Origin of the sequence: Legionella bozemanae (genome assembly GCF_900450575.1) — a bacterium.
GTDB lineage: Bacteria > Pseudomonadota > Gammaproteobacteria > Legionellales > Legionellaceae > Legionella > Legionella bozemanae.
On sequence record NZ_UGGY01000001.1, the window covers coordinates 1,171,979 to 1,198,492 of the forward strand.

Sequence of the window (26,514 nt, forward strand, 5' to 3'; positions counted from 1 at the left end):
TATTACAATTCACCTGCATTTGGAGAAATGCACGCATATGGTCCTAATTGGTGGAGATATATTGATGGCAAGAGAACGTTTTTTATGGTTTATTACTTTTATGCTATGTTCTATTCTGGCTTTACCAGGACATAGTACAAGTGTAAATTCCCTTCTTCCTGATGAACAAAATACGGTACAAGTTTTTCATGACGCATCCCCTAAGGTAGTATATGTTCACAGATTAGCAACAATAACCAATAGATCATTACAGAAAAAGCAAGTATCCGATGGAGCAGGCTCTGGAATTGTCTGGAATAATAATGGGTATATAGTTACCAATTTTCACGTGATTAAGGGTGCTGATAAATTGGCAATTACTTTAGGTAAGTTGACGGTACCTGTTAAAGTCGTCGGAGCAGAGCCACGTAAGGATATCGCTGTATTAAAGATTGAATCACCACAAGCCTTGGCGCTGCTAAAAGAATTTAAACCGTTTGAAATAGTACATCTTAATGATCTCATGGTAGGGCAAAAGGCAATTGCGATTGGTAATCCTTTTGGTCTGGATCATAGTTTATCTAAAGGTGTGATTTCTGCTTTGGGTAGAAAAGTTCCAGGCATTGGCGGGGTTACAATTCGTAATATGATTCAAACAGATACGCCAATTAATCCAGGCAATTCAGGAGGCCCATTATTGAATAGTGCTGGACAATTAATTGGTATGAACACTATGATTTATTCCCAATCAGGTTCGTCTGCTGGAATTGGTTTTGCTGTCCCAGCAGATGATATTGATCGTATCGTGACGCAAATTATTAAAAATGGGCGAGTCGTATTGTCCGGGATTGGTATTCAAAGTGTTCCACCGAGTATTGCTCATCGATTAGGCATACGCAAAGGAATATTAATTGCAGACGTGATACGCAATACACCCGCAGATAAAGCTCATTTGCGCGGTACTCACCGAGATGCTTGGGGGCATATCGAGTTAGGTGATATTATCGTAGCATTAAATGGACATGCAGTTCCTAACTATGATGTTTTATACAATATGCTTACCGATATAAAAGTTGGGGAACAAATAACGGTATCCATTCAGCGAAATAACAAGCAGATGGATGTTAAAATGAAAACAATTGATATCGCTGGGGTTTAGTGATTTACTGAAAATTCCTCTACTGATGGACTTATAGCCTGGTTTGTGATTCATTTCACCCAGGCATTAAGGTCTGTTTCTATTTCTACTAGCTAAACTGACCTGCTTTTCTGTGTTCCGATGTTCACATACTCTGTGTATGCTGCGCTTCGGTACTCGAAAATAAGGCCATTTTTGCTCAAGCGAAATGGAAACAGGCCTAGCTTTAATTTCAAGATCTTCAAATTATGCGCCTAAGGAGAATAAGGATGTTACTTAATAAAGAGGATTCACTCTTATTATTGGTTGATGTGCAAGAAAAATTAACACCAGCCGTATTAGATAGTGAAGCATTTATCGCGCGTTGCGAATGGCTTTTAAAATTAGCCAAACGAATTAATGTCCCCATTTTAGTGAGTGAACAATATCCACAAGGTCTTGGGACAACTTTGAAACAATTTCAATCCTATTTTAATCAGCAAGAATGTGTTGTTGATAAAGTAAATTTTTCTTGCATGAGCGAGCCTAAATATGCAGAGCGCTTAAAGCAATTTCATAAAAAACAATTAATTCTTATTGGTATTGAAACACATGTTTGTATCTTACAAACTGCGCTGGAAATGAAAGATGCAGGATATGATGTTTTTGTTGTTGCCGATGCAGTGAGTTGCCGTGGTGAACAAAATATGAAATATGGATTGAAACGAATGAAACATGCAGGAGTTCATTTGGTTACCACGGAAATGGTTTTTTTCGAATGGTTAAGAAAGGCTGGGACTCCTGAGTTCAAACAATTGAGTAAGGAGTTTTTTTAAGGATCTGTTTGCATTTCTACTATCTTGGCCAAACTGACCTGATTTTCTGCGTTGCATGTATGCTGCGCTTCGGTACTCGAAAACCAGACCATTTTGGGTCAAGCTCGCGAAATGTAGCAGATCCTAGTTAATTGTAGCCTGGGTGCAGCGTAGCGGAACCCGGGAATTCTATGTTTGTTAACCCGGGTTCTGCTACGCTGCACCCAGGCTACAAATTATGGAGAATCATAGTGAATTTTACGAATCAAATCGCCTTGATTACAGGTGGCGCCTCTGGTATGGGCAAAGCAAGTGTTCAATACTTACAGAAGTGTGGAATGCGTGTTGTGGTATGGGATAAGCAAGCAGATGACCAAAGTGAAGCCGATTTATTTATCAGCTGTGATGTAACCAGTGATGAATCAGTTGAAAAGGCGATGCAACAAACAATAGAGCAATTAGGAACACCGAGAGTGTGTGTGAATTGTGCAGGTATTGCTCCTGCTAAGCGTATTGTTGGGAAAGAAGGTGCTATGCCTTTGGCTGTCTTTAAACAGGTGATTGATGTTAATCTTATTGGTACTTTCAATGTAATGAGAGTTGCAGCACATGCAATGACCAGCTTGGAGTTAGAAAGTAATTCCCAGGAACGTGGTGTTATTATTAACACAGCCTCTATTGCAGCATTTGAAGGCCAAATTGGTCAAGCCGCATATAGTGCTTCCAAAGGAGGGGTTGTGGCAATGACCTTACCTGCTGCGCGAGAGCTTGCTCAGTTCGCCATTCGCGTAAATACTATTGCACCTGGATTAATAGCGACACCTATGCTATTAAATATGCCACAAGAGGTACAAGATAATTTGGTGGCAACCATGACTTTCCCCAAACGTTTTGGTAAACCCGATGAATTTGCTTCGTTAGTTGCACATATTATTGAAAATGGAATGATGAATGGCGAAGTGATCCGTTTGGATGGTGCCCTTCGCATGAAGTAAATCCTCGGATTTTTAATGGAATTTGCAGCGCATAGCAAGTAGGTTGGATCATTTTGATTTAACCTACTCTCTAAAAATGCAAGACAATACTATGCCTGCTAAAAAATAAAGCTATAAAGACAAATCGTTGATGGAGTGCACCTGCTACCCAATAAGAAAGAAGTTGATTAATTTTTTCTGGGCTACAGCTTTACTGTCACCCAGAAGAAATTTTGCTCAATATTTTTAGGCTTCCTGATGATGTGTATTGTCTTTTGGTGATTGAATATTTCCAGTGGAAGTATAAACACTGACTGCATTTGCTTGATTTCCTGACAGTGTATTGACAATTTCTTGACGGACATAAAGATTGTTGGCTATTATTTGTCCATTTACTGCATTTAATTCACGACAGCATGTTAGTAGTTCAGCAAGCTTAGTATTTAATTCATTGATTTGATTTGTTTCCTCAACAGTGCACTCTTTAAGAAACTCAGTTAAAACGAGGTTCATATCTTGATTGGGATTCGTATAGTTAATAAGTTGCAAGCGTTGTTTGGCACTTTCTTCTAACTTACTTGATAATTCCTGTTTTTTATTCGCGAATTCTTCAAGCTTATTAAATTCACGGGAGGTGAGAATTTCTTTCTCCTCAGCCAGCAAAGAATTGAGTGACTCTATCCAATTAATTTCTTGTTCCAAATGGCTGCTCAATGTTTTTATCTTATGATCCATATAATTATTGCCCTTAGAATTTATGCAGGTTCTACATTTAACATTTTCATGGCAATTTTGTCACTATCAATCTGATAGTTTCCGAGTGCTATTTCAGATTTAAAATATAAAACTCGTGCCTCATTGATTTCAGAAACTTCCCGAAGAGAGTTTTTTATAGCTTCTAACTGTTTGGAGGTATCACTAATATTGACATGTGATGAGGAATCCTCAATCAAACTTTGGATTTTTTCTTGGTGTTTTATTTTTAAACGATTGTCTGCCTCTAGAGTTTTTACAGGAACTGCATCACTGATTTGATTAAACATAATTTATCCTCAATCACGTTCGACTTCTAAATGTATCGGCTATTTTGTAAAAATCTTTAGTAAATTTAATTAAAAGGTATGTTTGCATTTCTATTATCTTGGTTAAGCTGTCCTGATTTATGTTCCGAGTCTTACATATTGTGTGTATGCTGCACTTCGGTATCCGAAAATCAGGCCATTTTGGCTCAAGTTAGTGAAACGTAAGTAGCCCTAGTTCTTAAATAATAACATTCACTTTCTTTGAGTCAGTAATCTGAGCTTCAATAATTTTTTTGGAAGAAAGATTGCGTACTTTAATGGTTTCACCCAGTGAACCTTCTTCCAAAGCAATACCATCCATACTTACAGTTAAATTGCTATCACTAGCAATAATAGAAACATGTTCTCCTTTATTAATCAATTTTGCTGCTTCTATATTATGCGGATTAAGCGGGCTGTTTGGGGGAATATTCTGTTTGCATATTTGCCCTATTAATAAATCCTTTTTAGTAAAATAGCCGTGATTTAATCTTTGTACATCCATTTCTGTTTGATAAATATCATCATTGGAAAGTAGAGTTCCTTTAATAAGAGCACGTTTTGCTACGTAGATCGTTTTTAATACAGTTATTTTAACAGGAACGTATAAAGACCAATGATTGTCATTTTCTTGGCATTTTATTCCCATAGTACTGGTGTTTAAAATAGGAGATTGGTAGGGATTAAACACAACTAATTGCTCTTCAGCACATGCTTTGAGATTTAAACGCGAATCAATTTTATCCGCTGTAACGCGAATTATTCCTTCTTTATATGAAGAAAGCTCATTACGTATATGTTGTTCTATTTTATTCGTTAGTATTTCAGGCGCCTGCATTGCTTCAGCATGTAATCCTGTACTTGCAAAAAATAGTAAAACACTTAGTATGCACTTTTTCACAAATAATCCCTCTTTAAATAACTTGTTGCAAACTGCAAATATTATGCCAATTTTTAGGAGAGTATTACATTATGATTCATTTCATTATTTATGTAGTGATTTTACTGATATTTCAATTACCGGTTCATGCAGAAAGTCATCATCCCCAAGAGTTCTTGCAATCAATTAGCGGTACCAAAGATGAAGGGGAACAAATTTACAATCATTTTTGCGCCAATTGTCATGCGAGCAAACCATTAATTCCTATAGGTGCCCCTAGAATTGGTGAAAAAGCAGATTGGAAAATACGTTTAAAACAGGGAATGGAAGTGCTCTTTAAACATACTGATGAGGGTTTAAATGCAATGCCGCCTCGGGGAGGATGCTTTGAATGTACTGATGAACAGTTAATGAGTGCCATTCAATTTATGCTCCCAAAACAACCAAAAAAGTAACCATTAAATAAACTCTAAGGTCATAAAAAACACACAATGTAGGAAAAATTTATAAAAAAACCTAAACCTATTTTTAAATCTCCCGATAAATAGAAAAAAAGAGGGAGAAATAAAGTGAAAAAATATCTAGCGTTAGTCCCAGTGTGTGCTTTAGCAACATCCTGTGCTTCCATGGATAGATCAGTCCCTATAGTTGATGATGCGGGCTACACACATTATACGATGAGTATGAAATCTGACCATAGGGGGGCTCATTCCTTTCCTGAGAAAAGACCGGCGACTGGGAAAAAAGTGATTGTCTTTGACCCTAAAGCAACAGCGTGGGCTGCTTACGATAAGGATGGTAATAGGGTAAATACCGGTAGTGCTTCCGGGGGTAAAGATTTCTGTGAGGATGCAGGTAAACCCTGTCGTACAGTGACTGGAACATTCCATATTTATTCTAAAAAAGGTGAAGAGTGTACATCCAGTATTTATCCATTAGAAACACATGGCGGTGCAAAAATGCCATACTGCATGCATTTCCATGGAGGTTATTCTATTCATGCAGCATATGAAGTACCTAACTATAATGCAAGCCATGGCTGTATCCGTGTTTTACCCAGTGCAGCAAAATGGTTAAACGAAGATTTTGCTGATATTGGTACTACAGTAATTGTTAAACCCTACTAATCAATTGCTCATCAAAAAGAAATTTTTGATGAGCAATTGATGTTAATAAAGATGATAATCTCCACTACTGCCCTGTGCATTGCAGGGCTTTTTTATTGAGGTACTGACAATGCCAATTTTAATAATGAAAAATAAAATGAGCGATTGCTGTACTTGGATTTAACTGAAATTAATTATATCGTCAGGTAACGAGACGATAATATTTGAGCTATATTTAAGAGAAACAAGTCATGTAAAGTAAAATCAAATGAGCAGAGAAAAATTACCCAATGATTTGATAGAAAGGCTTCGTAGTGCAGAAAATCTTGCAGAAGAAATGTCAATGAAGGTGCAGATTACTCCTGTACCTCCAGAACAAAAAAAATTTATACTTAGATTACTTATAAATAAGATTCCATTACTTTCTGGTTTCTTACAAAGTTTAGGAAGTTCTGGTACTGCAACTACAGCTCTAATCAAAAGTCTGGGTAATACGTCTCAAGCGTTGCAAGGAGCAAGTGCCGGTTTTCAATATGCTGGCTTAGGTGTTGCAGCAGTTAATTTTGTTCGTATTCCTTTGATTTATTTCTTTGCACTTATTGCTGGAGATCCCCCGCCTTTTACCCTTTCCAATAATGCACGTTGGGCTTATTCAGCATTATTATTGGGCTTGACTTTAACTGCCATTTTGGTTCCCGCCGCAGCGCCTCCAATTGCCTTAGCTATGGCCAGTTTAAGTTTGATACTTAGTTTGGTCTCTATAGGAAATATGATTTACAAACGTTATACGATTAAAAAATCGTTGCGAGAAACTAATGAAAAGATAAAGGTTCAAGAGGACCTTTTAGAGGAGATGCAGGAAAATGCTAAATTGTTGAGCAAGAAATTAAAAGAACTTGATGAAAATGATGAAGAAAATGCCAAAGCTATTTGCAAAGAAATTGAAGACTTAAATTATAAATATGAAATTGAAAAAGCCAAGTTACAGGAGCTTTCTAATAAAAAATTGGAGGATGAGAAAACACTTAAAGGTTTGGGAACTGCAGCATTTATGGATAGAGGTGTCACTGCAGCCCTTACATCTGTTGCTATTATCGGTTTGGCACTCAGTCTATTTTTTCCTCCTGTTGGTCTTGGTATTGTTGCAGGTAGCGCAGGACTAGGTGCTCTTTATGTAGTGGGGCGGGTTGCTGTTGCCCTGCTCGCGCCAATCGTCAGCGCTCAAATAAAAAAACTCGGGCTATGGAAATCCCAAACAGATGAAAATGAGGAATCTCTTGAACCTTCCCTGGATGACTCATTAGAAAATCAATCCTCATTATCATCAGAAAAATATAAAGTTTCTCTGAATAAGGAGGCCCCTACATCGGAAAGTAAGAATGAGGGGTCTACCTTAAAAACGATGAGAGAACTATTTGGAATAAACGTAAGCCAAAGATTGCAAGAATTAAAAGAAGATGCCCTTGAGATGGAAAAACTCGATAATCGTTTATCTGCAATCGTTGAATCTCAGAATCATCGGGAAGTTTTAAAATTTTTTCAAAATTTAGCAGTAATTGCCCAAATGGAGGAGTGTCCTCATGGTGATTTAAGATGTTTATTCGACAAATTTTCTAAGATGGATAAAGTACTACCCTTACTTGAAGAAGCTCTTGATGAAGTTAAAGAGGGTACCTTGATCTTATCGAAAGAAGAGAAAGCGGCATTATATGCTTCTGAACCTTTAATGGCTATTTTAAAACAAAGTAAGAGATTGACCGATTTAAGCTTTTTAGTTTCATCAACACAAAACACAGCATCACTGAACGAAATGCAGGAAGACAAACAACTTAATTTGGAACAACAATAATCCCTCTACAATGAGAGGCGCTTATCGAAAAACTCTATCTGGGATCTAAAATCAAAGTATTTTTCTTTTTATCAAAAAATTTTTAATTTGCGATTTCATTTTTTCTAGCGAACACCTTGCTAATATGAACATCGCAATTTACTATCATGTTTTTTAGACTGGATGCATGACATTATGATTCTTTGTATTGATGTTGGAAATTCTCATATCTATGGTGGCGTTTTTGATGGGGAAGAGATCAAGCTTCGTTTTCGTCATACATCTAAAATAAGTACATCTGATGAATTGGGTATCTTTTTGAAAAGTGTTTTGCGAGAAAATAATTGTTCTCCTGAAGCAATTAAACAGATTGGTATTTGTTCTGTTGTCCCTCAAATTGATTATTCATTGCGTGCAGCCTGTGTTAAATATTTTTCTTTAGAGCCTTTTTTATTACAGGCGGGAGTTAAAACAGGCCTGAATATCAAATATCGTAACCCTATAGAAGTGGGTGCAGACAGAATTGCAAATGCAATTGCAGCAACACATATCTACCCAAACCAAAATGTGATTATTATTGACTTTGGTACTGCAACTACTTTTTGTGTCATTAGTGCCCAGAAAGTATATATGGGAGGTGCTATTTTACCAGGGGTTAGGCTCTCGGTAGATGCGTTGTCAAAAAATACAGCGAAATTACCTGCTGTAGAAATCATAAAAATTGAAAATTCGGTCGGACGCTCAACAATAGAAAGTATTCAGTCAGGTGTTTATTACGGTGCTATTGGTGCTTGCCGCGAATTGATTCAACGCTTGAACCAAGATGCGTTCGATACGGAAAACGCTTTGATTTTAGCAACAGGTGGATTTGCTTCCTTATTTGAAAAACAGGAAGTGTATGATCACCTCGTTCCTGATTTGGTTTTGCAAGGGATAAGGTTAGCTGCTTTGATGAATAATTGATTAACTTAATTCATTCTTCGGCATTAACTTTTTGAAACATGCCTTTCCTCTCTACTGTTGCAGTCAAATGGTGTTGGCATTGTTGAAGAATGGTTAACACTTCATAATATTGTCTTGGTACTTTTTCAAATTCCTCTATAACCCTTACTGGTACTAGAAACTCCTTCTTATCCTTTATAGCGGTTTTTGGGGACTCAAAAAAACCGCACGATGTAGGCGTAAAATAAGGACTTCGCTATCGCTCAGAATTTTTGTTTATTTTGGCAAATTTTGATGCGTAGAAATTTCGAGCTATAAAGCAAAAAAAATTCAATAAAGACATCGCCTGGTCTCAGGAGCCTTTAGACGATGTCTTTAAGGTAGGTTTGTAACTAGGCTTACTATTTGAAATAAAAATATTGTAAAAAAAAATCTATTTGATAAAATATAGCACAATTTAATTGCTTATAGGTGATTTTGATGTTAACCAAAAATGAAGCGCTTACTTTTTTATATCAAGCTAAAGAATGGGGGGGCGGCGCAGAATACAATGCTGGCAACGATTTTTCCTTGGGATATTTCTTAGTTGAATGGATGCCTTGGAGACATAATAAATATCAATCAGGTATTGAATACAGCCAAATTTTTCCATTTAATTTTGGCGAGCAATTTGATTTTAAATCAATTGATGATCTAATTGCCGAAATAGAAGCTTCAGAAGTTTTTGATTCAAAATCGCATGAAGCAAAAATTATTAACCGTTTGATGAGTAGAAAAGAAGGCTATTTCGTAGAATTATTGCACTCAAATTTAGAAAAAATTGAGCAACATTTCTTGGATTATTTGCAGGATGCGACAGGGGCAGATCGTCTTTACACAATTGATGTGGGCGGAAAGCATTACCGTATTAGCCCTTATTCTCTTTTTTACATTCATCCATTTTTTAATGGGAATGATGATACAAGTGTTGCTGAAAGAAAAAATATCATTGAGCAAAAACTTAATCAAGAGCTTGAAAAAAGAGTTAGTCTTGATGTCTTTTTAAAGCCTTTTTGTGAAAATAAACAAAGAAAGGAGTTGGCTGGATTAATAATGCTTGCTAGAGATGGATATGTAATTCCTAATGCTCAAAATGCAACACAAAACACACAAAGATTCTTTGCTATGACTAAAAAGCTGCCTCAAGAGTTATATGGGTTGGTGACTAAGTCTTTTGTTAATTCCCAGAAAGAAATCCTTACCGATAGTGCGATTGTTGAAGGTGCGAAGGATATGCTGTTAAAATTTTGACAATATTCAAAAATACTTATGGCTAATGAATAATTATTAGATGATATGATTTATGAGCCATAAGTTTTAGCGCTTAAAACCAGATTAGCTGTGCTTGAATTATTTTGCCAATGGTTCAACAGGCATTTTTTTATGAACTTTAAAAATATGTTGGCAATAGTCAACACTTTAGTCGCCAGTACGGCTTTTAATCGCTTAATGCTGAACCATTTAAGGATACGTTTTTTGTTTTTATAATTTATTGTTAACTTGAAACATTTTCGTCGTTATGGATATCAGACCAAGCGCTTCGAGCAAAAAGGTTTGGGTTTGCTTCAAATTCTCCTGTTCCTATGCGACGGAAAATTTCTTTTTGGCAAAGTCGCGTTATTTGATTTCTCATGGCTGTTTCTTTAACTCCAATTTGTTCCGCTAGTCTATCTCTAGAGTTTTTCGTTAATAGGCCGATGGCGATGCGGTGCTCGTGCGTGTACATTCTGGCTCTACTCCTCACACTTCGCAGCGAATTTTGAAAAAAGTCCACTCAATAAATGCGCATATTTTTTAAATAAAGTTCTGTTTTTAATCATTTTTTCCATGGTCCCTAAATAAATTATCCAAAAAGTGGGTTTTTATCTTGACGCATGGAGAAATGTGTTTCTATAGTGTATAAAAGTGGGGTAAAATAATAAAAAAGTGGAGAATTGTGGAAGATAAAAACTTCCACATAAAAGAAAACCATGTTTCGTGGAATAAATGCCATCACCATTGATACTAAAGGGCGCCTAGCTATCCCTACGCGTTATCGAGCCGCGCTGGGCGCTGAAGAAAAAACTCCTCTGGTGGTGACAATTGATACTGAGGAAACATGTTTGCTGCTCTATACTGCAGCTCAATGGCAAATTATTGAGGATAATTTGCAAAAATTACCCAGTTTTAATGCTGCTGCACGAAGAATACAGCGTTTATTAATCGGTCATGCGACCGATATTGAAGTCGATGCAAATGGACGGGTGTTATTACCTACGGTTTTAAGAAATTATGCGCAATTGGAAAAAGAAGTAGTGATGATAGGTCAAGGAAATAAATTTGAAGTATGGAGTAAGGATCTTTGGGAAACCCGACGTGAACAATGGTTGGCTGAGGAAAGCTCCGGAACCAGCGGGTTACCCGATGAAATGAAAACGTTTTCTTTGTAATGGAAACAAAAAATGGCAACGCATCAATCAGTATTACTTCATGAGTCAATAGAAGGTCTGGCCATTAAAAGTGGAGGTGTCTATTTTGATGGTACTTTTGGGCGTGGGGGCCATAGTAGAGAAATTTTGCAACATTTAAATGATCAAGGTCGCTTATATGCCATAGATAAAGATATAGAAGCGATCGCATACGCCACAGATCATTTTAGTCACGATAAGCGTTTTCATATATTTCAAGGTTCATTTGCACAAATTGAAGAGTTTGCTACTGAAGCAGGTGTATTGGGAAAAGTAGATGGTATTTTGTTGGATCTAGGTGTGTCTTCACCACAATTGGATAATCCGGAAAGAGGTTTTAGTTTTATGCAACAAGGACCTTTGGATATGCGTATGGATTTATCTCAACCCATGAGTGCTGCGCGGTTTGTTAATGAAGCCGAAGCAGAAGAGATGGCTTCTGTTTTCAGGCTGTATGGAGAAGAACGTTTTGCAGGACGTATTGCAAAAGCAATTGTTGCTGCCAGAAACATTGCGCCCATTTCTACAACGTTGCAATTGGCGGAAATTGTGAAAGAAGCAAATCCCAAATGGGAAAAACACAAGCATCCAGCAACACGCGTGTTTCAAGCAATACGCATTTATGTAAATCAAGAGTTAAATGATTTAAAGAGTTGTCTGGAGCAATGCCTTAATGTTCTAGCTCCCAAAGGCAGATTGGCAGTGATCAGTTTTCATTCCCTTGAAGATCGCATCGTTAAACAATTTATGCGCGATAAAGAACAGGGAGCCAAACCTCCTCCGGAGGTGCCCATTCGTTATGAGGCGCTAAAGACAAATTTTAAAAGAATAGGTAAGGCGATTATGCCACAAGAAGTTGAAGTAAAAGAGAACGTCAGATCTCGAAGTGCTGTACTTAGAATAGGGGAGAAATTAGCATGAACGCTGCAGCGAGAGTAATCAATCAAGGTACCTTATTTAATGGTCAACTGGCAGATATGCATATGTCAAAATCATTATACATGCTGATTATATTATTAGTTGCTGTATTAGTGAGTGCTTTGGCTGTGGTATACAGTACCAATTCATATCGGGTGACTTTAAATAAGGTGGAACAACAAGAACAGTTAACACATTATTTACAGCTACAATGGGGACAGTTACTCCTAGAACAAGCAAGCCTGGCTACGCCGGCACGCGTAGAAGAGCTGGCCACCGAAAAATTACAAATGCTTTTGCCAACACCTAAAAATACTTATTGGTTACAAGCACAGCAGTAGAAGTTTTTGTTTTAAACGAGTACCATTGCCCTTTAGTTTTAGTACCGTAGCCTAGGTGGAGGCAAGGCCATAACCTGGGAGTTTTGTGCAATATAACCCAGGTTATGGCACGTGCCTTCCACCCTGGCTACAGATGGATAAATATCCATGAAAAACTCAACTCATTTAAACAGACTGATCGTAGTATCTACATTTTTTTCATTACTATTATTTATTTTGATTTGGCGTATGGTTGATCTCACTGTACTTCATCGTCAATTCCTGCAAGGTCAAGGCAATGCTCGCAGTTTACGTGTTGTAGACATTCCTGCGCATCGAGGAATGATCATGGACAGAAATGGCACGCCTTTGGCAATTAGCACTCCTGTGGAATCGGTATGGGTAAATCCTAAAGAGTTCTCACCCGATAAAGAACAATTTATGTCCTTGGCAGAATATTTGAATTTAACTCCCAAGCAGCTAAGCAGAAAAATAGTAGATGCAGAAAATAAAGAATTAGAATTTCTCTATTTACAAAGGCAATTACCGCCTCCTTTAGCTAAAAAAATAAAGGCATTAAAAGTCCCAGGTGTAAACTTTCAAAAAGAATTCAAACGTTATTACCCTGATTCAGATAGTATTTCCCAGTTGATCGGATTTACTAATGTCGATGATCAGGGGTTGGAAGGAATAGAGCTTGCTTATCAAGATTGGTTGAAGGGTGTTGTTGGTAAGAAAAGAGTAATTAAAGATCGTTTAGGAAGAATTATTGAGGAATTAGGTGTCATAAAACAACCTCGCCCTGGACGTGATATAACTTTAAGTATTGATCGGCGTTTGCAATATTTGGCCTACAGCGAACTTGCTAAAACGGTTGAGGAATTTGCTGCAAAATCGGGTTCTGTTGTCGTTGTGGATACAGAAAACGGTGAGATTCTAGCTATGGCGAATGTTCCTTCCTATAATCCCAATTCGCGGGGACGTTACGATAAAGACACTTATAGAAATAGAGCAGTCACAGATACGTTTGAACCGGGTTCAGTGATTAAGACATTTAGTATCGCCAGTGCTTTGGAAACTGGTCTATTTACACCCTCGACAATTATTGATACGAACCCAAGTTGGATGAGTGTTCAAGGTCGTATCGTTCGAGATATTCATAATTACGGTGTCCTTGATGTAACTGGTGTATTAGAACACTCCAGTAACGTTGGTGTGACAAAAATGGTTTTAGCCAGTCCCCCAGAACAATTAATCGGGTTGCTGCAACGTTGTGGCTTTGGACAACGCACTGAAAGTACTTGTCCGGGAGAAAGTGAAGGAAGCATCGTTAATGTTAAAGAAGCGAAACCTTTTGTATTGGCTACTGTGAGTTTTGGTTATGGCATGTCGGTCACTGCGTTACAATTGGCTAAAGCGAATATGGTCTTTGCAAATCAAGGCAAATTGATTCCGGTAACGTTACTGCATAATGATCCACCAACCCCAGGCGTGCAAGTAATGAAACCTGAAACGGCACAACAGGTTTTATCCATGATGGAAGCTGTTTTGGGAAAAAATGGTACTGGAAAATCAGCAAGAGTGCCTGGTTATCGAGTAGCGGGAAAAACGGGAACGGCACGTGTAGCAGGAAAAGATGGTTATAAAGATAGAAAATATACTGCAAGTTTTATAGGAATTGCGCCCGTTTCAAAACCAAAGTTTGTTGTAGTCGTTATCATTCATGAGCCTTCTCGTAAAGGTTATTATGCTGCAGCAGTTGCAGCTCCGTTGTTTGCTAAAGTAATGTCGGGAGCTTTACGATTGTTCAATATACCAACTGATGAATTGGTAGGATAAAATTCAGTCGTAAGATAAAGGTTTTTGTTATAATGTAGCCTGGGTGAAGCATAGCGGAACCCAGGTTCGGACATGCTAGACTTCTTTGGAAACTTGCTGCAGAGGACTGCATCCCCGGGCTCCGCTGCGCTTACCCAGGCTATTTAGAACTTATTAGGAACAAGTGATGAAACTCTCACGATTATTAAAACCATGGATGCAACACGTTAATTCGGATTGCACTATTACCGGTTTAGAAAATGACAGTCGTCGTATTCAACCAGGAGATTTGTTTATAGCTTATGCTGGTGCAGCAGCTGATGGTCGTTTATTTATAAATAAGGCTGTTTCTGCAGGTGCAGTTGCTGTTGCCTATGATCCTATCCAGTTTCCCAAGAATTGCGTATTACCTGAATCCGTTCCTTGTGTTGCTGTCCCTGACTTAGCGACACAACTTGCTCCAATTGCAAAACAGTTTTATGACGATCCTGGCCGTTTTTTAACTGTAACTGGAGTTACTGGAACCAATGGTAAAACAACTATCGCTTATCAATTGGCTCAAGCGCATCATTTATTAGGGCAGGGAGCAGCATACATAGGCACTATTGGCCAAGGCAATGTAGATAAACTTCAATTATTGGATAATACAACCCCTGACTCACTTTGTTTACAAAAGCTATTACATCACTATAAAAATCAAGACTTGAGACAGGTATGCATGGAAGTCTCTTCTCATGCATTGGCACAACATCGAGTAGATGAAGTTGCGTTTAAACAGGCTATATTTACAAATCTAACTCTTGATCATCTGGATTACCATCTCACCATGGAAAATTATGCGATTGCCAAGGCATTATTATTTGCTAGAGAATCGTTGCAATGGGCAATTATTAATCAAGACGATACATATCAAAAAATAATGGCTACTGCCATTAAGCCTCATGTCAAAAAGTTAACTTATGGAATACATCAAGCGTGTGATGTGAAAGCTGTAAATTGGATTATGGATATAAAAGGCACAGAAATTGAAGTGCATTCTCCTTGGGGAGAACATCAATTCAGGATAAAATCCCTAGGCCAATTTAATATTTATAATAGCTTGGCCATATTCAGTAGTTTATTAGCTTCTGATTATGCACCCGCGCAGGTTGTCGAAGTGATGACCCAATTAAAAGCAGCTCCTGGGCGAATGGAAATTGTTGCTCATGCTCCTTATGTGCTTATTGATTATGCGCATACTCCCGATGCTCTGGAAAATGCCTTAATTACATTAAATCAATTAAAAAAAGGACGACTATGGGTGGTATTTGGTTGTGGCGGAGATAGGGATAAGACCAAGAGACCGGTGATGGGAAAGGTTGCCAGTAAACTTGCTGATCAAATCGTTATTACCAGTGATAATCCACGTACAGAAGATCCACAGATGATCGTTGATGAGATAGCACATGGTATTGCAAATTCATCCAATGTCATTCAATTAGTTAATCGTGAGGAAGCAATTGCTTATGCTTTAAATCAAGCAGGTGAGCATGATGTTATTTTAATTGCAGGAAAAGGACATGAGGCCTATCAACAAATTGGCACAATAAAGCATACTTTTTCGGATCAGGATGTAGTGAGAAGGTTAATTCATAAATAGGTGAATACTACTGGAGCTCGGGTTTCATGTTTATAAATTTCCCAGGTATCCGCAATACTTCACTTGTCTCTTGAGCACACCCTCCTACGCCCTGCGAACAAGCCGCGGGACGTCGAAGTAGAGCTGGACTGGTTCAGCGATATGGAGAAGATTCAGATGCTTCACCTGGGTAACGCTCTATTTATGTATATATTGTTTGAACTTCATAGGTGATATTTCTTCATAGCCTTGAATTGCTACTGCAAATAGATTCGGATCACCTGTCTCGTAGATACAAACTAATTCATCACCTTTACCTGACTCAGGAACCCCGGGTGCTGTTAAGTCAGCTAAAATATCATTGGTTATATCGATTGTCTCTTCTTCAGAATCTGCTTCTACAGGACCAATAGCGAATCCCCAGCTAGATGAAGTATTGTAGTTATTGACCGCATAGCCAATGTAATAATTATAAGCTAACTGTGACGCCATAGTAATTCCTACAGCTTGGATGTCGCTTAGTTTAGGGCAAACAGAGTCACCTGCAAAAGCAGAACCAGTAAGAACCAACGCAGCAGCAAAAGAGGTTAATTTTGCATTTAAAGACATAGTATAACTCCTTGTTAAATCAAATTATTCCAAGTGAATCCCAGGTTGATTTTTTTATCTAACCCGGGTAAATAGCTATTTTTTACTTATGAGCTTTTAGTAAGTATTGTTTTAATTTCATTGGGCTAATTGCGTAATCTCTAACAGCAACAGAATAAACATAAGGGTTACCTGTGTCATACAAACAAATTAATGTGTCATGATCCAGTTCTAAAGGAAATCCAGGAGTAGCCATATTATTTAAAATTCCAGTTGTGGCATCTAATGCATCATCTTCTGTATCTGCTTTTACTGGTCCGATGGCAAAGCCCCAGGTAGCTGAATTGAATTGACTGATAGAAAAACCAATGAAATAGTTATTACCAATCTGTTGAACTTCTGAAATTCCCTCTGCTTGCAGATCACTTAAATCAGGACACATATTATTTGCGAAGCTTGCACCAGCAAGGGCCAATGCTGCTGTAAAAGTAGATACTTTGACTCCTAAAGACATTTACATACTCCTTTGTTTTTTTGTAAAAATCGGCAAAAGAGTACCATTTGATTTACTAATTTACAATGGACAATTTTAGATTTAATCGTATTTATTATGTAAACAATTTGAGGCTATTTAGCTGTCTTATTTCTTATACACCCAATAATAATTTAGTTTTATAGTTCGAAATTGAGTCTTTTGAGTACTGAGAAAAATCATGGCGAGTTTGATGATTTTTACGCAAATTTAAGAAAGCGGCTTTTTTATCTGAAGCATGCTTTAAGGATAATGTTTCTTCAAGCGGGTTATAAATTTTTAATATAAAGTCATACCATAATTGGTCTTTTTCCAAGTTCAAAGTTTGGGGCAAAGCAGGCGCTGCAAATTGAGGGATAGCTAGATCAGCAATTTGGTGCAAAACGGAGCTAACCATAGCAACCGCAGTGTATTTTGCCTCCAGACTATGGCCTGCGATATGGGGGGTGCATATTGTGGATTGATTAATAATACGTGTGTCGATATCCGGTTCATCAAGATATACATCGGTGCAATAGACTAGCGGTTTTGAGGAATGGAGAAGTGCTTCTTCATTGACAATTCCACCGCGAGCGGCATTAATAATGACACAGCCTGATTTTAATCGGTCAAGAAAATCCTGATTAATCAAATTAGCACTAGGATAGGGTTGATTATTATGTAATTCAGCATGGATACACAGCAGATCAACTGCATACAATTCTTCAATAGCGCAACTTTGAAAAGTGGGTTCACGTTCTGCCTTGAGTGGATCGTAAGTTAAAACTTCCAAACCAGCTGTTTGCAAACGCGCAGCAATTTGAGTCCCTACTTTTCCCAGTCCAATAATGCCTGCTTTATTCCCACGAACAAGTTGCTGTTGCTCCAGAAAGGCAAGACAGGCAACGACATAATCAGCAACAGCTCGCGCATTGGATCCTTTTGCATCAATTATTTGAATGTTTTGAGAGGTGAGCCAGGGGCGATCAAGATGATCAGTTCCACTGCTTGCAGTCGCAACATAGCGCAAACAATGATTTTTTAATAGCAATTGATTTACTTTTAGATTAGCACGGCAAAGAAGAACATCTTGTCCTGAAAGTAATCCTGCGATTTCATCGAGATGATGATATATCGTTAGGTGAAAGGGCATAGGAAAAGCCTGCTCTAATCCCGGGAGAGAGGCATCAGCAAGGATATTCATCAAAGAGCACCCTTCAAAATTTTGTATTGAGAGGTTAAATCGTTGGTGTTCATATTTTAAAAATGGCGCTGAGTGCGATAAGTCCCAGATTAATTATCGGGGTTAATATCATGCCTAAAACTCCGGTAAACACTAAAAGAATGAGAATAAAAAATCCATAAGGTTCTATTTTAGCATAAGCCATGGCTTGTTTGGGAGGTAAAAGGCTACTGACTACTCGGCTACCATCCAAAGGTGGGATAGGAAGTAAATTTAATGCAGCCAAAATTAAATTAATAAATATGCCTGCCTGGGACGTAGCATAAAGAAAAAGTACAGCCATCGATGCACGTGGGTTGAGAATGAGCGCGAGCTTGTCACAAGCAGCCCATAAAAATGCCATGAAAAGATTTGCAAATGGTCCGGCAAGAGTTACCAAGATCATGTCGCGCCGAGGATGACGAAATTGACTCCCGTTGATTGGGACAGGTTTTGCGTAACCAAAAACAAAATTAAATTGGGTTAATACACCAATCAATAAAGGCATAGCTACGGTACCTATAGGATCCACATGACGAAGAGGATTCAAACTTAAACGACCAAACATTTTTGCCGTAGTATCGCCGCAACGATATGCCACAAAAGCGTGAGCTGCCTCGTGCAGGGTAATGGCAAGTAAAATGGGAATGGCCCAAATACATATTTTTTGGATCAGGGTAAATTCTATCATTAAGAAAACTGAGCAGTAATAAATGTGTTCTGATTTTAGCGAATAGTTGCTTCCAATAACAAGTAAAAAGGAGTTAAAAGTCTTTCTTCTGATTATGGATGTTTTTAACCTCAACTCGACATAAGCATCGAGCCCTAGGTATCTTGCCCTGCCCTCAATTCTTATGTCGAATTGAGATTATTTAATTTTTGTCGTCAAATCAGTATCTTACTTGTTGATTAAATTGGAGCCAGAAAGTTGATTGGTTGGTCTATGCATGATATATTTTGCCCGAAATTTAACTAGTCTAGGAGACAAAATGCCAACATTAAATAAATTAAAGCCGGAGCTTAAAGAGGCCTTAGGTAAAATGAGTGATCTCGTATCTCGATATGATGAATTGGTTGAAAAAAGTAAAAAGGAGTCTCTTAGAGATAACCAAGATGCAACTCAATACGTTGATGACGTTATTAAGCGTTATAATTTGATTAAAAAAACATCGCCTAGCTCATCAGCCCTGCAAGAAAAAAAAGAATCCTTTTTATCTTTATTGAAAGGGCATGCTGCCGAAGTTGGCATACTCGCATTTTCTAAACCGGGAGATCTTGCAACTCGACTTAACGAGCTGGATTTCGAGCCGAGTAAAATTGATGAAATAACTAAAGGCATGGAGCAAGCTGGCGGTGATGATGATTTACTCTCTCTTATTGTATCATCAGTAGTAACCAGTGAAACTTTGTTAACATGCTCTGATAGTCATCACCATGGTCATCCTCATGCATCCGTAACATCTTATGGTTTTGGTAGCCATCATCACGGTCATTGATAATTAAATGTAGGAGAGCGGCATGTTATTGATGAAGGATTGTGCTATTGATCCAGGCGATATAGTGTTTGTTGTCTCAAGTAGCAGAAAACCTTTCGTACGATTAAAACAGGCCGCTCAATCTATCACGACTGCTGGCAACAAACATGGACATATGGAGGTTGTTACAGTCTTTGTTTGTACTGGCAAGAATGAACACGGCATCATCTGCCACAATTATGAGCGACAGCTTTCTTCGTCACCGAATGTATTTATTGAAAATCTTCAAGGGAAGAACGTAGAAGAATTAACAGTTCTGCTTCTCAATTACTGCCGCAAAGAATTCACCTCTGTTCAAATAAAGAAAACACTTGAAAGTGGTGTTGAATGGATGAAACGTTGGGCTGCCAAAATAACGGGAAATGAGGAGGCAGAAGATCTCATCAAACAATTCCTTGTTGCCTCCAATGGGAATAAAGAGAGATTAATTCAATTATTGGTTGCTTTCTGGCGTGCTTCAGGACAAGCAGAAACTCTTCCTGCTGTTAATTCAAGTTTGTTGGTGTTTAAACATACCGATAGTAAACAAAGACAACAATTCCTCGATGCATATCGGGAACAAGTTAATATTACTAAAAAATTACATGCACAAGGAAAAGGCCGCACCAGCTTCTGGGCTGTGCTCAAATCACTTTTCCAATGGTCAAATAAACAGGATAAAAAAGATAGAGAAAAGCGTTCTCCTTCTGATGAAACTTTTTGCTCTCAAAATGTAATGCAAGTTTTAAATCAGGTTAATCCTGATCTGGTAAAGAGAGGCAGACATGTCCTGCCAAAATCTTTAGAGGCAGGGCTTCGTGAAGCAACCCAAGCAGAGGCTACAAATCAGGAGCAATTCGATGATTTTGAAGCAATGATTGCCGCACAAAAACTACCTCCTTTTAAATTACAAATTTTACCTTCATCAGGTAAAGAATTGATGAGTACATTATTAGCAGTAGTAGATCAAGAAATTCAGCGTATTGAGTCTAAATGGTGGAATAATCAAAAGGATAGAAAAAAAGCAGTTGATTTGAAAAGACTTCTTTTGCCTTTTCGGGATCCCAAATACCAAGACTACCCTGTTGAGTTACAGGTGGATGAGGCTTTAAAGCTCATTGCAACGTTACTTCCTACATTGCAAAGAAAAACAGGCTTCTTGGGCGAATGGCTTCCATCAACTGCTTATGCCAATGTAAGAGCATTTGCCCGTACTCAGGGTATTTTTGATGGAGACATCCGCAAAGCCACGGAGAAGCTAAAGAGTAAATCTGTTATTCAGGAAGAGGTTCAAGAAGGTGTAGCCGAAGATCTTGAACCAGTGCCTACCGATCAAATTTATATTTTTTCTGATTGGTCATTTTCCTGTTGGTCAACAGGTAAACGTGAGCTGATGCTAAAGCATATGCTTGAATTGCTTGCTGCAGGGCATGTGTTATATACCTGGGAGAATGAACAATTAGTTCAAATGGACATAAAGTCTATACAAAGCGCCATTAATGGGGAGGATTTTGATAATTTGCTGGCTTCTAAATTAAAGCCAGCAACTCGCGCTACTCTGCTTGTCCAGGCACAACAGCAACAATTAGATACAAAACAGATACACTTCCTTGATTATAAAGTCTGCCAAGAATTAGCAGATGATCGTCAATCCATTGAAATACACCTTAATCAGGTTGCACCGATATTCTCGCCTAAGCTGGACGAGTACCATTTGAATCAAACGAAACAAGCTATTATTGATGTTGAACTAGCAAATACGCATAATGCAAGAGAGCAATTCGAATTACAGAGCCTAAAAAGACGCATTATTAACCAGAAAGAAATAAAACAAAAAACATATCAAAGTGGTATTGATACAAAAGCCTTTATTGCTCAACCACAATATAGAAAACCCATATTCAAACCAGTAGATCCACTGACTTTTACTCCATCTACTAAATATTACCGTGACGAAGTTTATTCTGATCTGGTAATTCATGAAAACCCATCCTCTCCATTCCAATATTTTGAATTAGGGGGCATGAATGCTACGGAAAACCTGGTTGAGTGCCACTATATGTTTCATGCAGAGGGACTAACAGAAGAACTCATTGAAAAAAGAAAAGAGGAGTCAGCTCGCGTCCTCTTAAAAGGAAAAAAGAGATTAAGTTTGACAGAAAATTGGCAGGCTTTACCTTCCTTGCATCCTGGTGAAACTTTATTAGACATTGCGATTAGTGGATTAAAACAGGATGATTTTGAAATAAAGTACTCTAAAAAAAATCATTTGCATTATATTCGCTTACGCAAACCCACAACAGAGCCACGGGACACTTTTGTCAATTTATTATTACGCATGCCCAAACACTATAGAACACATCCTGTGTTTAGCACGTTAACTACACAACCTGAACATCAAGAAATACATTGTTTATTAATGAAATACTTTAAGTTTGGTAGAGACCGTGGAGAATTACGTAACTCCATTGGAGTCACCGTACATAATGGCAGGGAGTATCTTGATGAGGCAAGAAAGCTAGGTGTTGCAAGTTGCCGTTTAAGAGCAATTGCATTTAAGGAAGAAATGAGTCGTTTATATCCGGAGATTCCTGTATCTATTGATGTTAATCCGGATCATTGTTTTATTGAAATGGAATTGGATGGTCAATGGCAAAGGTATTGTCTTGGTGGATACAGGGATACCCCAACTTTGATGGAGTCAGTCAAGGAAGATACTTTAAGATGTCGATTCTTTACTGAAAAAACAAAGCAACAATCTCATGCACCTGTCGAGGAAGTGAGGTTTGTTAACCGTTTTGTGTAGCCTTGGTGTAATGTAGTACAGGGAAATATATAAAAGTAGGGACATAAATGATTAACTTATTTGATGCGCATCTGCATATTATTGATTACCGTTTCCCTTTGGTTGCAAATCAATCTTATTTACCTGAGGAGTTTACGGTTGGTGATTACCTTGAAATGGCACAACCACTGCACATTATTGGCGGGGCAGTGGTATCAGGATCTTTTCAAGCATTTGATCAAACCTATTTGGTAAATGCGTTACATGCCTTGGGACCCAATTTTGTTGGGGTGACGCAATTATCTGCTACAGCAAGCAACGAACAAATTATTGAATTAAATCAACAAGGAATTCGTGGTATTCGATTCAATCTGAGACGTGGCGGATCAGAAAGAATTGAGCATTTAAGTGACATGGCGCATCGAGTTTATGAGATTGCCAAATGGCATGTAGAATTGTATGTTGATTCTTCTGAGCTCGTGGAATTGGCTGATTTGCTACTCAGTTTACCGGCGGTCAGTATAGACCATCTGGGATTATCGAAAAGCGGGCTTCCAGTTTTATTTAAGCTCGTTGAGCAAGGGATCAAAGTCAAAGCATCTGGATTTGGCAGAGTTGATTTTGATGTCGCAAGTAGCCTAAAAACGATTGCATCGATTAATCCCGATGCACTAATGTTTGGTACAGATCTTCCCTCAACGCGTGCGCCGCAACCTTTTAGAAAAAATGATATTAATCTTATTTTGGATACCTTTGATAACCGTATTGCCAATAAAATTTTATTGACTAATGCAGTTGATTTTTATCGTTTACAGCTTAATTTTTAAAAAGTAACCTGGGTGAAGGCTACTTTTTGAATGATTGCTTGGCTGCTATATTGAAGTTCGAGAAAATCGAGTTATATCAAAGGCTAATAATTTAAAATAATCATAAGACATGTAGAATTCACCGTCATCCCCAACAGAGGTGCCCCAAGAGTTTCTTAAGAACAATAATCCTTTATGCTTCACTCCGTGGTTATCCACTGCAATAGCATTATCATCATACCCGGTAATGACCATTTCATGAGCTGCTTCGACATAATCAACATCTGCAATTATTTCTGGTGTTAAAACCCAGGTATCTTTATATATCCATGTCTTATATTTGCCGACTGCTCCTACAGTACCTAAATCGGTACGTGGAAGAAGTACAGCAAAAACCAAGCGGTCACCTGCAGATAGAGCTTGCTTCACATCATTTAAGTTCTTTCCTGGATCAGCTTTTTGAAATACATCAGACCAATTGACTTCTTTGCCAAAGATGAATTCGCTAAGTGAACTAAATTTTTCGGGATCCATAAAAGATGCGGGATCGTGAGCTATGTATGTTGGATAGTATTTCATGCCACCGCAACTGAATTTTAGTTGTTTTACTTTATTAACAATTCCATACTGTTCCATCTGGTCAATGACATAACTCGCATAACTTCCATCCCAGCCGCTTAGACCATAACCGTGTTTTTCTAGATAACTACCCAACTGTAGATTACACAATTGACTAATATAATCACCTTTGGCCATGGTGGCATCAAGCGCAGCGGTTACTGCAAAAGTGACGCAGGTTCCATGGATTCCTTGGTCCAAGACTGGTACATTATTCATACCTAATTTAACATTATTAGGTATCAATGAGGTTGCTTTATTTGCGGAAGCATAAGCAAACTGGTGGGTATGTGCTAAAGCATCTTGGGCACGGCTGGCTAGGAGGTTTTTTGCTTCATCAGAAAGATGAACCTGCAGTAATTGAATGCTCTTTTTATCTTTTAAAAGACGATTGTGCGACAAATTTGCAGGGGCTTGCTGTAATGTCTGTTTCAGAGTACCAACAACTGTAACATCCTGGGCATACCCCCCCTTAATTACCAACGCAGCGAAAACAAGAGTTTGCATTGACCTAATAGAAAATTTTGTTAAATCCATGCTAATTCGTTCCTGTGGTTAAGAATTTATGTTGAATTGTTATACTTTTTGGCTTTAATGTCAACAATATATAATGATTTGAGATGGATGCTGAAACGGCTAGTTATAATGGAGTTTCTTATAATGAAGATGTCTTTATTAAGATTTATTGAATGGTTACAATAGGTTAAAAACTTCAGAGGACATTAGGGATATGTCATTAATCGATAAAATTTTAGGGAAGCCTCTTACTTTAAAGTCCAAGAAAAAACAAGAATTGTCAGTATTAACTGGGGTTCCTGCACTTGGATTGGATGCTTTGTCCTCAACAGCCTATGGACCAGAAGCAGCACTCACAGTACTGCTGCCAGCAGGAATCATCGGGTTACATCATTTTTTTACTATTTCTCTCTTTGTTGTCCTTGTTCTTATGTCTCTGTATTTTTCTTATATGCAAGTAATTGCAGCATATCCACAGGGAGGTGGAGCTTACATAGTTGCTGGTGATAATTTGGGCAGAAAATACGGTATAGGTGCAGCAATTTCATTAATACTGGATTATTTATTAAATGTTACTGTCGGCATATCAGCGGGTGTAGGTGCTATAGTATCGGCAATTCCTGCATTACAGCCCTATACACTGACATTATGTCTTGCGATCTTATTTATGCTCACGGTAATTAATTTGCGGGGAATTCGGGAAACAGGAACACTTTTTGTAATTCCAGTAATTATTTTTATATTGTGCATGCTAATTGCCCTGTGTGTCGGATTAGTCGATGTCTGGAGTAGTGGTGGGCATCCACAACCTGTAAATGACTTGGCAAAAACTGAAGCAAGTACCGTCGAAACGTTAACATTTTGGATACTATTAACCGCTTTTGCTAATGGTTTAACTGCGATGACCGGGGTAGAGGCAGTTAGTAATGCAGTATCTTTATTTCGCAAACCGACTGTTAGAAATGCACAATGGACGTTGACTGTAATTGTTGGCACACTTGCTCTATTTTTAATACTCATTGGTTATCTTTGCCCTGCTTATCATATTGTAGCCATGGATCAAAATCAGCCGGGATATAAAACCATACTGTCACAATTAGTTGAGGCGTCTACAGGGAAGGGTATTTTTTACTATATTTCGATTGCCAGTATTTTTACTGTTCTTGCCTATTCAGCACAAACCAGTTTTTCAGCTTTTCCGAGGGTATGCCGTTTCCTTGCTGAAGATAATTATTTGCCTTATTTTTTTGCTGAGCGAGGAAGACGCCTGGTGTTTTCAGCAGGAATTATCATTTTGGCAATTTTTTCGGGTATGATTTTGATCGTTTTTAAGGGAATTACCCATAATCTAATTCCATTATTTGCTGTGGGAGCTTTTAGTGCTTTTCTTTTTTCACAGATTGGCATGGTAGTGCATTGGTTACGCAAAGAAAATCGGCACGTTCGCTATAAATTAGTAATCAATGCTCTGGGTGCTTTAATCACTGCAATCGCACTTTTTATTATTATTATCACAAAATTTATAGAAGGTGCCTGGATAATTATAGTTCTTGCGCCTTCATTAGCATTTTTGATGCATCGTATTAAACGTCATTATAATAAAATTGCCCGCGAAATTGAAAATCCAATAAAAATACATCCTCGTTCTCTAAAACACCCTGTAGTCATTATTCCAATACGTGGTTTGGATTTAATCGCAGAAAAAGCAGTTCAATTTGGAATGCTGCTCTCAGATGATATTACTGCTGTTTTTATTGATGCAGGATATGAAGATGTTGGACGTTTGCAACAACTTTGGCATAAGCTGATTGAAATGCCAGCCAAAAAAGCAGATAAAGGGATGCCTAAACTAGAAATTATTAAATCGCCTTATCGACGTATTTATAAGCCATTATTAAATTTTGTAGATAAAGTAAGAAAAGAGAGGAAAGATAGGCTGATTGCCCTTATTATACCTGAGTTAGTAGAACCTAAATGGTATGAACACTTATTACACAATATTCATGCCACAGGATTACGCGCTTTACTGTTTTTAAAGCGAGATCCTAATACAATTGTTATTACCATTCCATGGTACTTACGTGAAAAATAA

Annotated in this window: 26 protein-coding genes; 17 read left to right on the top strand and 9 right to left on the bottom strand. The window is 37.9% G+C overall.

Annotation, left to right across the window (positions count from 1 at the left end; genetic code table 11):
- Positions 1-64: 64 nt before the first annotated feature.
- The 3 genes from DY223_RS04980 to DY223_RS04990 all read left to right on the top strand — a co-directional run bounded on the left by DY223_RS04980 (position 65) and on the right by DY223_RS04990 (position 2,906).
- Positions 65-1,138, top strand: a complete 1,074-nt coding sequence (locus DY223_RS04980; protein WP_058460375.1) for a S1C family serine protease — start codon at positions 65-67, stop codon at positions 1,136-1,138.
- A 248-nt stretch (positions 1,139-1,386) separates the two neighbouring features.
- Positions 1,387-1,932 (top strand): hydrolase, encoded by a 546-nt coding sequence (locus DY223_RS04985; protein ID WP_058460376.1) that lies wholly within the window; start codon positions 1,387-1,389, stop codon positions 1,930-1,932.
- Between the two features lie 230 nt (positions 1,933-2,162).
- Positions 2,163-2,906 (top strand): SDR family NAD(P)-dependent oxidoreductase, encoded by a 744-nt coding sequence (locus tag DY223_RS04990; RefSeq protein ID WP_058460377.1) that lies wholly within the window; start codon positions 2,163-2,165, stop codon positions 2,904-2,906.
- Between the two features lie 225 nt (positions 2,907-3,131).
- Here DY223_RS04990 and DY223_RS04995 read toward each other — a convergent pair whose 3' ends face one another.
- The 3 genes from DY223_RS04995 to flgA form a co-directional block, all read right to left on the bottom strand.
- Positions 3,132-3,620 carry a flagella synthesis protein FlgN gene (locus tag DY223_RS04995; protein WP_058460378.1) on the bottom strand — a complete coding sequence of 163 codons (489 nt, stop codon included), beginning with the start codon at positions 3,618-3,620 and terminating at the stop codon, positions 3,132-3,134.
- Between the two features lie 20 nt (positions 3,621-3,640).
- Positions 3,641-3,928 carry a flagellar biosynthesis anti-sigma factor FlgM gene (gene flgM, locus DY223_RS05000; RefSeq protein WP_058460379.1) on the bottom strand — a complete coding sequence of 96 codons (288 nt, stop codon included), beginning with the start codon at positions 3,926-3,928 and terminating at the stop codon, positions 3,641-3,643.
- Positions 3,929-4,145: 217 nt separating this feature from the next.
- Positions 4,146-4,847 (bottom strand): flagellar basal body P-ring formation chaperone FlgA, encoded by a 702-nt coding sequence (flgA, locus tag DY223_RS05005; protein WP_058460380.1) that lies wholly within the window; start codon positions 4,845-4,847, stop codon positions 4,146-4,148.
- A gap of 71 nt (positions 4,848-4,918) precedes the next feature.
- Between flgA and DY223_RS05010 the strand changes: the two genes are divergently transcribed.
- The 5 genes from DY223_RS05010 (at position 4,919) to DY223_RS05030 (ending at position 9,992) form a co-directional block, all read left to right on the top strand.
- On the top strand, positions 4,919-5,281 hold the full coding sequence (locus DY223_RS05010) for a c-type cytochrome (RefSeq protein WP_374930655.1): 363 nt from the start codon (positions 4,919-4,921) through the stop codon (positions 5,279-5,281).
- 114 nt (positions 5,282-5,395) lie between these two features.
- Positions 5,396-5,953, top strand: coding sequence for a L,D-transpeptidase (locus tag DY223_RS05015; RefSeq protein ID WP_058460382.1), 558 nt, complete (start codon positions 5,396-5,398; stop codon positions 5,951-5,953).
- 247 nt (positions 5,954-6,200) lie between these two features.
- Entirely contained in the window at positions 6,201-7,781 is a 1,581-nt protein-coding gene (locus DY223_RS05020) for a hypothetical protein (protein ID WP_058460383.1), read from the top strand.
- Positions 7,782-7,955: 174 nt separating this feature from the next.
- On the top strand, positions 7,956-8,723 hold the full coding sequence (locus DY223_RS05025; protein ID WP_058460384.1) for a type III pantothenate kinase: 768 nt from the start codon (positions 7,956-7,958) through the stop codon (positions 8,721-8,723).
- A gap of 459 nt (positions 8,724-9,182) precedes the next feature.
- Positions 9,183-9,992 carry a hypothetical protein gene (locus DY223_RS05030; protein WP_058460385.1) on the top strand — a complete coding sequence of 270 codons (810 nt, stop codon included), beginning with the start codon at positions 9,183-9,185 and terminating at the stop codon, positions 9,990-9,992.
- Positions 9,993-10,236: 244 nt separating this feature from the next.
- Here DY223_RS05030 and DY223_RS05035 read toward each other — a convergent pair whose 3' ends face one another.
- The gene (locus DY223_RS05035; protein WP_058460386.1) at positions 10,237-10,467 is read right to left on the bottom strand and encodes a hypothetical protein; all 231 of its coding nucleotides are present in this window, start codon (positions 10,465-10,467) and stop codon (positions 10,237-10,239) included.
- Positions 10,468-10,711: 244 nt separating this feature from the next.
- Here DY223_RS05035 and mraZ point away from each other — a divergent pair, with 244 nt between their 5' ends.
- From mraZ to DY223_RS05060, 5 genes are all read left to right on the top strand, one after another.
- Positions 10,712-11,170 (top strand): division/cell wall cluster transcriptional repressor MraZ, encoded by a 459-nt coding sequence (gene mraZ / locus DY223_RS05040; RefSeq protein WP_058460387.1) that lies wholly within the window; start codon positions 10,712-10,714, stop codon positions 11,168-11,170.
- A gap of 12 nt (positions 11,171-11,182) precedes the next feature.
- Entirely contained in the window at positions 11,183-12,109 is a 927-nt protein-coding gene (rsmH, locus tag DY223_RS05045) for a 16S rRNA (cytosine(1402)-N(4))-methyltransferase RsmH (RefSeq protein WP_058460388.1), read from the top strand.
- Positions 12,106-12,447: a cell division protein FtsL gene (gene ftsL, locus DY223_RS05050; protein ID WP_058460389.1), complete on the top strand. Its 342-nt coding sequence runs from the start codon at positions 12,106-12,108 to the stop codon at positions 12,445-12,447. Before rsmH ends, ftsL begins: the two co-directional genes overlap by 4 nt.
- A gap of 147 nt (positions 12,448-12,594) precedes the next feature.
- Positions 12,595-14,265 carry a peptidoglycan D,D-transpeptidase FtsI family protein gene (locus DY223_RS05055; protein ID WP_058460390.1) on the top strand — a complete coding sequence of 557 codons (1,671 nt, stop codon included), beginning with the start codon at positions 12,595-12,597 and terminating at the stop codon, positions 14,263-14,265.
- Positions 14,266-14,431: 166 nt separating this feature from the next.
- A complete protein-coding gene (locus DY223_RS05060) occupies positions 14,432-15,883 on the top strand; it encodes a UDP-N-acetylmuramoyl-L-alanyl-D-glutamate--2,6-diaminopimelate ligase (RefSeq protein ID WP_058460391.1) in 1,452 nt (483 codons plus the stop codon).
- A gap of 177 nt (positions 15,884-16,060) precedes the next feature.
- On the opposite strand, the gene DY223_RS05065 is transcribed toward DY223_RS05060, so the two are convergent.
- The 4 genes from DY223_RS05065 to DY223_RS05080 all read right to left on the bottom strand — a co-directional run bounded on the left by DY223_RS05065 (position 16,061) and on the right by DY223_RS05080 (position 18,874).
- Positions 16,061-16,471 carry a DUF4949 domain-containing protein gene (locus DY223_RS05065; RefSeq protein ID WP_058460392.1) on the bottom strand — a complete coding sequence of 137 codons (411 nt, stop codon included), beginning with the start codon at positions 16,469-16,471 and terminating at the stop codon, positions 16,061-16,063.
- 82 nt (positions 16,472-16,553) lie between these two features.
- Positions 16,554-16,964: a DUF4949 domain-containing protein gene (locus tag DY223_RS05070; RefSeq protein ID WP_058460393.1), complete on the bottom strand. Its 411-nt coding sequence runs from the start codon at positions 16,962-16,964 to the stop codon at positions 16,554-16,556.
- A 133-nt stretch (positions 16,965-17,097) separates the two neighbouring features.
- The gene (locus tag DY223_RS05075; protein ID WP_058460394.1) at positions 17,098-18,165 is read right to left on the bottom strand and encodes an NAD(P)-dependent oxidoreductase; all 1,068 of its coding nucleotides are present in this window, start codon (positions 18,163-18,165) and stop codon (positions 17,098-17,100) included.
- A 49-nt stretch (positions 18,166-18,214) separates the two neighbouring features.
- On the bottom strand, positions 18,215-18,874 hold the full coding sequence (locus DY223_RS05080; protein WP_058460395.1) for a site-2 protease family protein: 660 nt from the start codon (positions 18,872-18,874) through the stop codon (positions 18,215-18,217).
- Between the two features lie 298 nt (positions 18,875-19,172).
- On the opposite strand from DY223_RS05080, the gene DY223_RS05085 reads away from it, so the two are divergent.
- The 3 genes from DY223_RS05085 to DY223_RS05095 are packed head-to-tail and all read left to right on the top strand — an operon-like array spanning position 19,173 to position 23,309.
- Complete coding sequence (locus DY223_RS05085; protein WP_058460396.1) at positions 19,173-19,679, top strand: hypothetical protein; 507 nt, start codon at positions 19,173-19,175, stop codon at positions 19,677-19,679.
- A 22-nt stretch (positions 19,680-19,701) separates the two neighbouring features.
- On the top strand, positions 19,702-22,503 hold the full coding sequence (locus DY223_RS05090) for a hypothetical protein (protein WP_058460397.1): 2,802 nt from the start codon (positions 19,702-19,704) through the stop codon (positions 22,501-22,503).
- A gap of 47 nt (positions 22,504-22,550) precedes the next feature.
- Entirely contained in the window at positions 22,551-23,309 is a 759-nt protein-coding gene (locus DY223_RS05095; RefSeq protein ID WP_058460398.1) for an amidohydrolase family protein, read from the top strand.
- A gap of 45 nt (positions 23,310-23,354) precedes the next feature.
- On the opposite strand, the gene DY223_RS05100 is transcribed toward DY223_RS05095, so the two are convergent.
- Positions 23,355-24,443: a C1 family peptidase gene (locus DY223_RS05100; RefSeq protein WP_058460399.1), complete on the bottom strand. Its 1,089-nt coding sequence runs from the start codon at positions 24,441-24,443 to the stop codon at positions 23,355-23,357.
- 193 nt (positions 24,444-24,636) lie between these two features.
- On the opposite strand from DY223_RS05100, the gene DY223_RS05105 reads away from it, so the two are divergent.
- Positions 24,637-26,514, top strand: coding sequence for an APC family permease (locus tag DY223_RS05105; RefSeq protein WP_058460400.1), 1,878 nt, complete (start codon positions 24,637-24,639; stop codon positions 26,512-26,514).

Excerpts from the sequence above, each read along its gene's own strand:
- DY223_RS04980 (WP_058460375.1), top strand. The coding sequence starts at position 65 with ATGGCAAGAGAACGTTTTTTATGGTTTATTACTTTTATGCTATGTTCT.
- DY223_RS04985 (WP_058460376.1), top strand. The coding sequence starts at position 1,387 with ATGTTACTTAATAAAGAGGATTCACTCTTATTATTGGTTGATGTGCAA.
- DY223_RS04995 (WP_058460378.1), bottom strand. The coding sequence starts at position 3,620 with ATGGATCATAAGATAAAAACATTGAGCAGCCATTTGGAACAAGAAATT.
- flgM (WP_058460379.1), bottom strand. The coding sequence starts at position 3,928 with ATGTTTAATCAAATCAGTGATGCAGTTCCTGTAAAAACTCTAGAGGCA.
- DY223_RS05010 (WP_374930655.1), top strand. The coding sequence starts at position 4,919 with ATGATTCATTTCATTATTTATGTAGTGATTTTACTGATATTTCAATTA.
- DY223_RS05020 (WP_058460383.1), top strand. The coding sequence starts at position 6,201 with ATGAGCAGAGAAAAATTACCCAATGATTTGATAGAAAGGCTTCGTAGT.
- DY223_RS05025 (WP_058460384.1), top strand. The coding sequence starts at position 7,956 with ATGATTCTTTGTATTGATGTTGGAAATTCTCATATCTATGGTGGCGTT.
- DY223_RS05030 (WP_058460385.1), top strand. The coding sequence starts at position 9,183 with ATGTTAACCAAAAATGAAGCGCTTACTTTTTTATATCAAGCTAAAGAA.
- DY223_RS05035 (WP_058460386.1), bottom strand. The coding sequence starts at position 10,467 with ATGTACACGCACGAGCACCGCATCGCCATCGGCCTATTAACGAAAAAC.
- mraZ (WP_058460387.1), top strand. The coding sequence starts at position 10,712 with ATGTTTCGTGGAATAAATGCCATCACCATTGATACTAAAGGGCGCCTA.
- rsmH (WP_058460388.1), top strand. The coding sequence starts at position 11,183 with ATGGCAACGCATCAATCAGTATTACTTCATGAGTCAATAGAAGGTCTG.
- ftsL (WP_058460389.1), top strand. The coding sequence starts at position 12,106 with ATGAACGCTGCAGCGAGAGTAATCAATCAAGGTACCTTATTTAATGGT.
- DY223_RS05055 (WP_058460390.1), top strand. The coding sequence starts at position 12,595 with ATGAAAAACTCAACTCATTTAAACAGACTGATCGTAGTATCTACATTT.
- DY223_RS05060 (WP_058460391.1), top strand. The coding sequence starts at position 14,432 with ATGAAACTCTCACGATTATTAAAACCATGGATGCAACACGTTAATTCG.
- DY223_RS05065 (WP_058460392.1), bottom strand. The coding sequence starts at position 16,471 with ATGTCTTTAAATGCAAAATTAACCTCTTTTGCTGCTGCGTTGGTTCTT.
- DY223_RS05070 (WP_058460393.1), bottom strand. The coding sequence starts at position 16,964 with ATGTCTTTAGGAGTCAAAGTATCTACTTTTACAGCAGCATTGGCCCTT.
- DY223_RS05075 (WP_058460394.1), bottom strand. The coding sequence starts at position 18,165 with ATGAATATCCTTGCTGATGCCTCTCTCCCGGGATTAGAGCAGGCTTTT.
- DY223_RS05080 (WP_058460395.1), bottom strand. The coding sequence starts at position 18,874 with ATGATAGAATTTACCCTGATCCAAAAAATATGTATTTGGGCCATTCCC.
- DY223_RS05085 (WP_058460396.1), top strand. The coding sequence starts at position 19,173 with ATGCCAACATTAAATAAATTAAAGCCGGAGCTTAAAGAGGCCTTAGGT.
- DY223_RS05090 (WP_058460397.1), top strand. The coding sequence starts at position 19,702 with ATGTTATTGATGAAGGATTGTGCTATTGATCCAGGCGATATAGTGTTT.
- DY223_RS05095 (WP_058460398.1), top strand. The coding sequence starts at position 22,551 with ATGATTAACTTATTTGATGCGCATCTGCATATTATTGATTACCGTTTC.
- DY223_RS05100 (WP_058460399.1), bottom strand. The coding sequence starts at position 24,443 with ATGGATTTAACAAAATTTTCTATTAGGTCAATGCAAACTCTTGTTTTC.
- DY223_RS05105 (WP_058460400.1), top strand. The coding sequence starts at position 24,637 with ATGTCATTAATCGATAAAATTTTAGGGAAGCCTCTTACTTTAAAGTCC.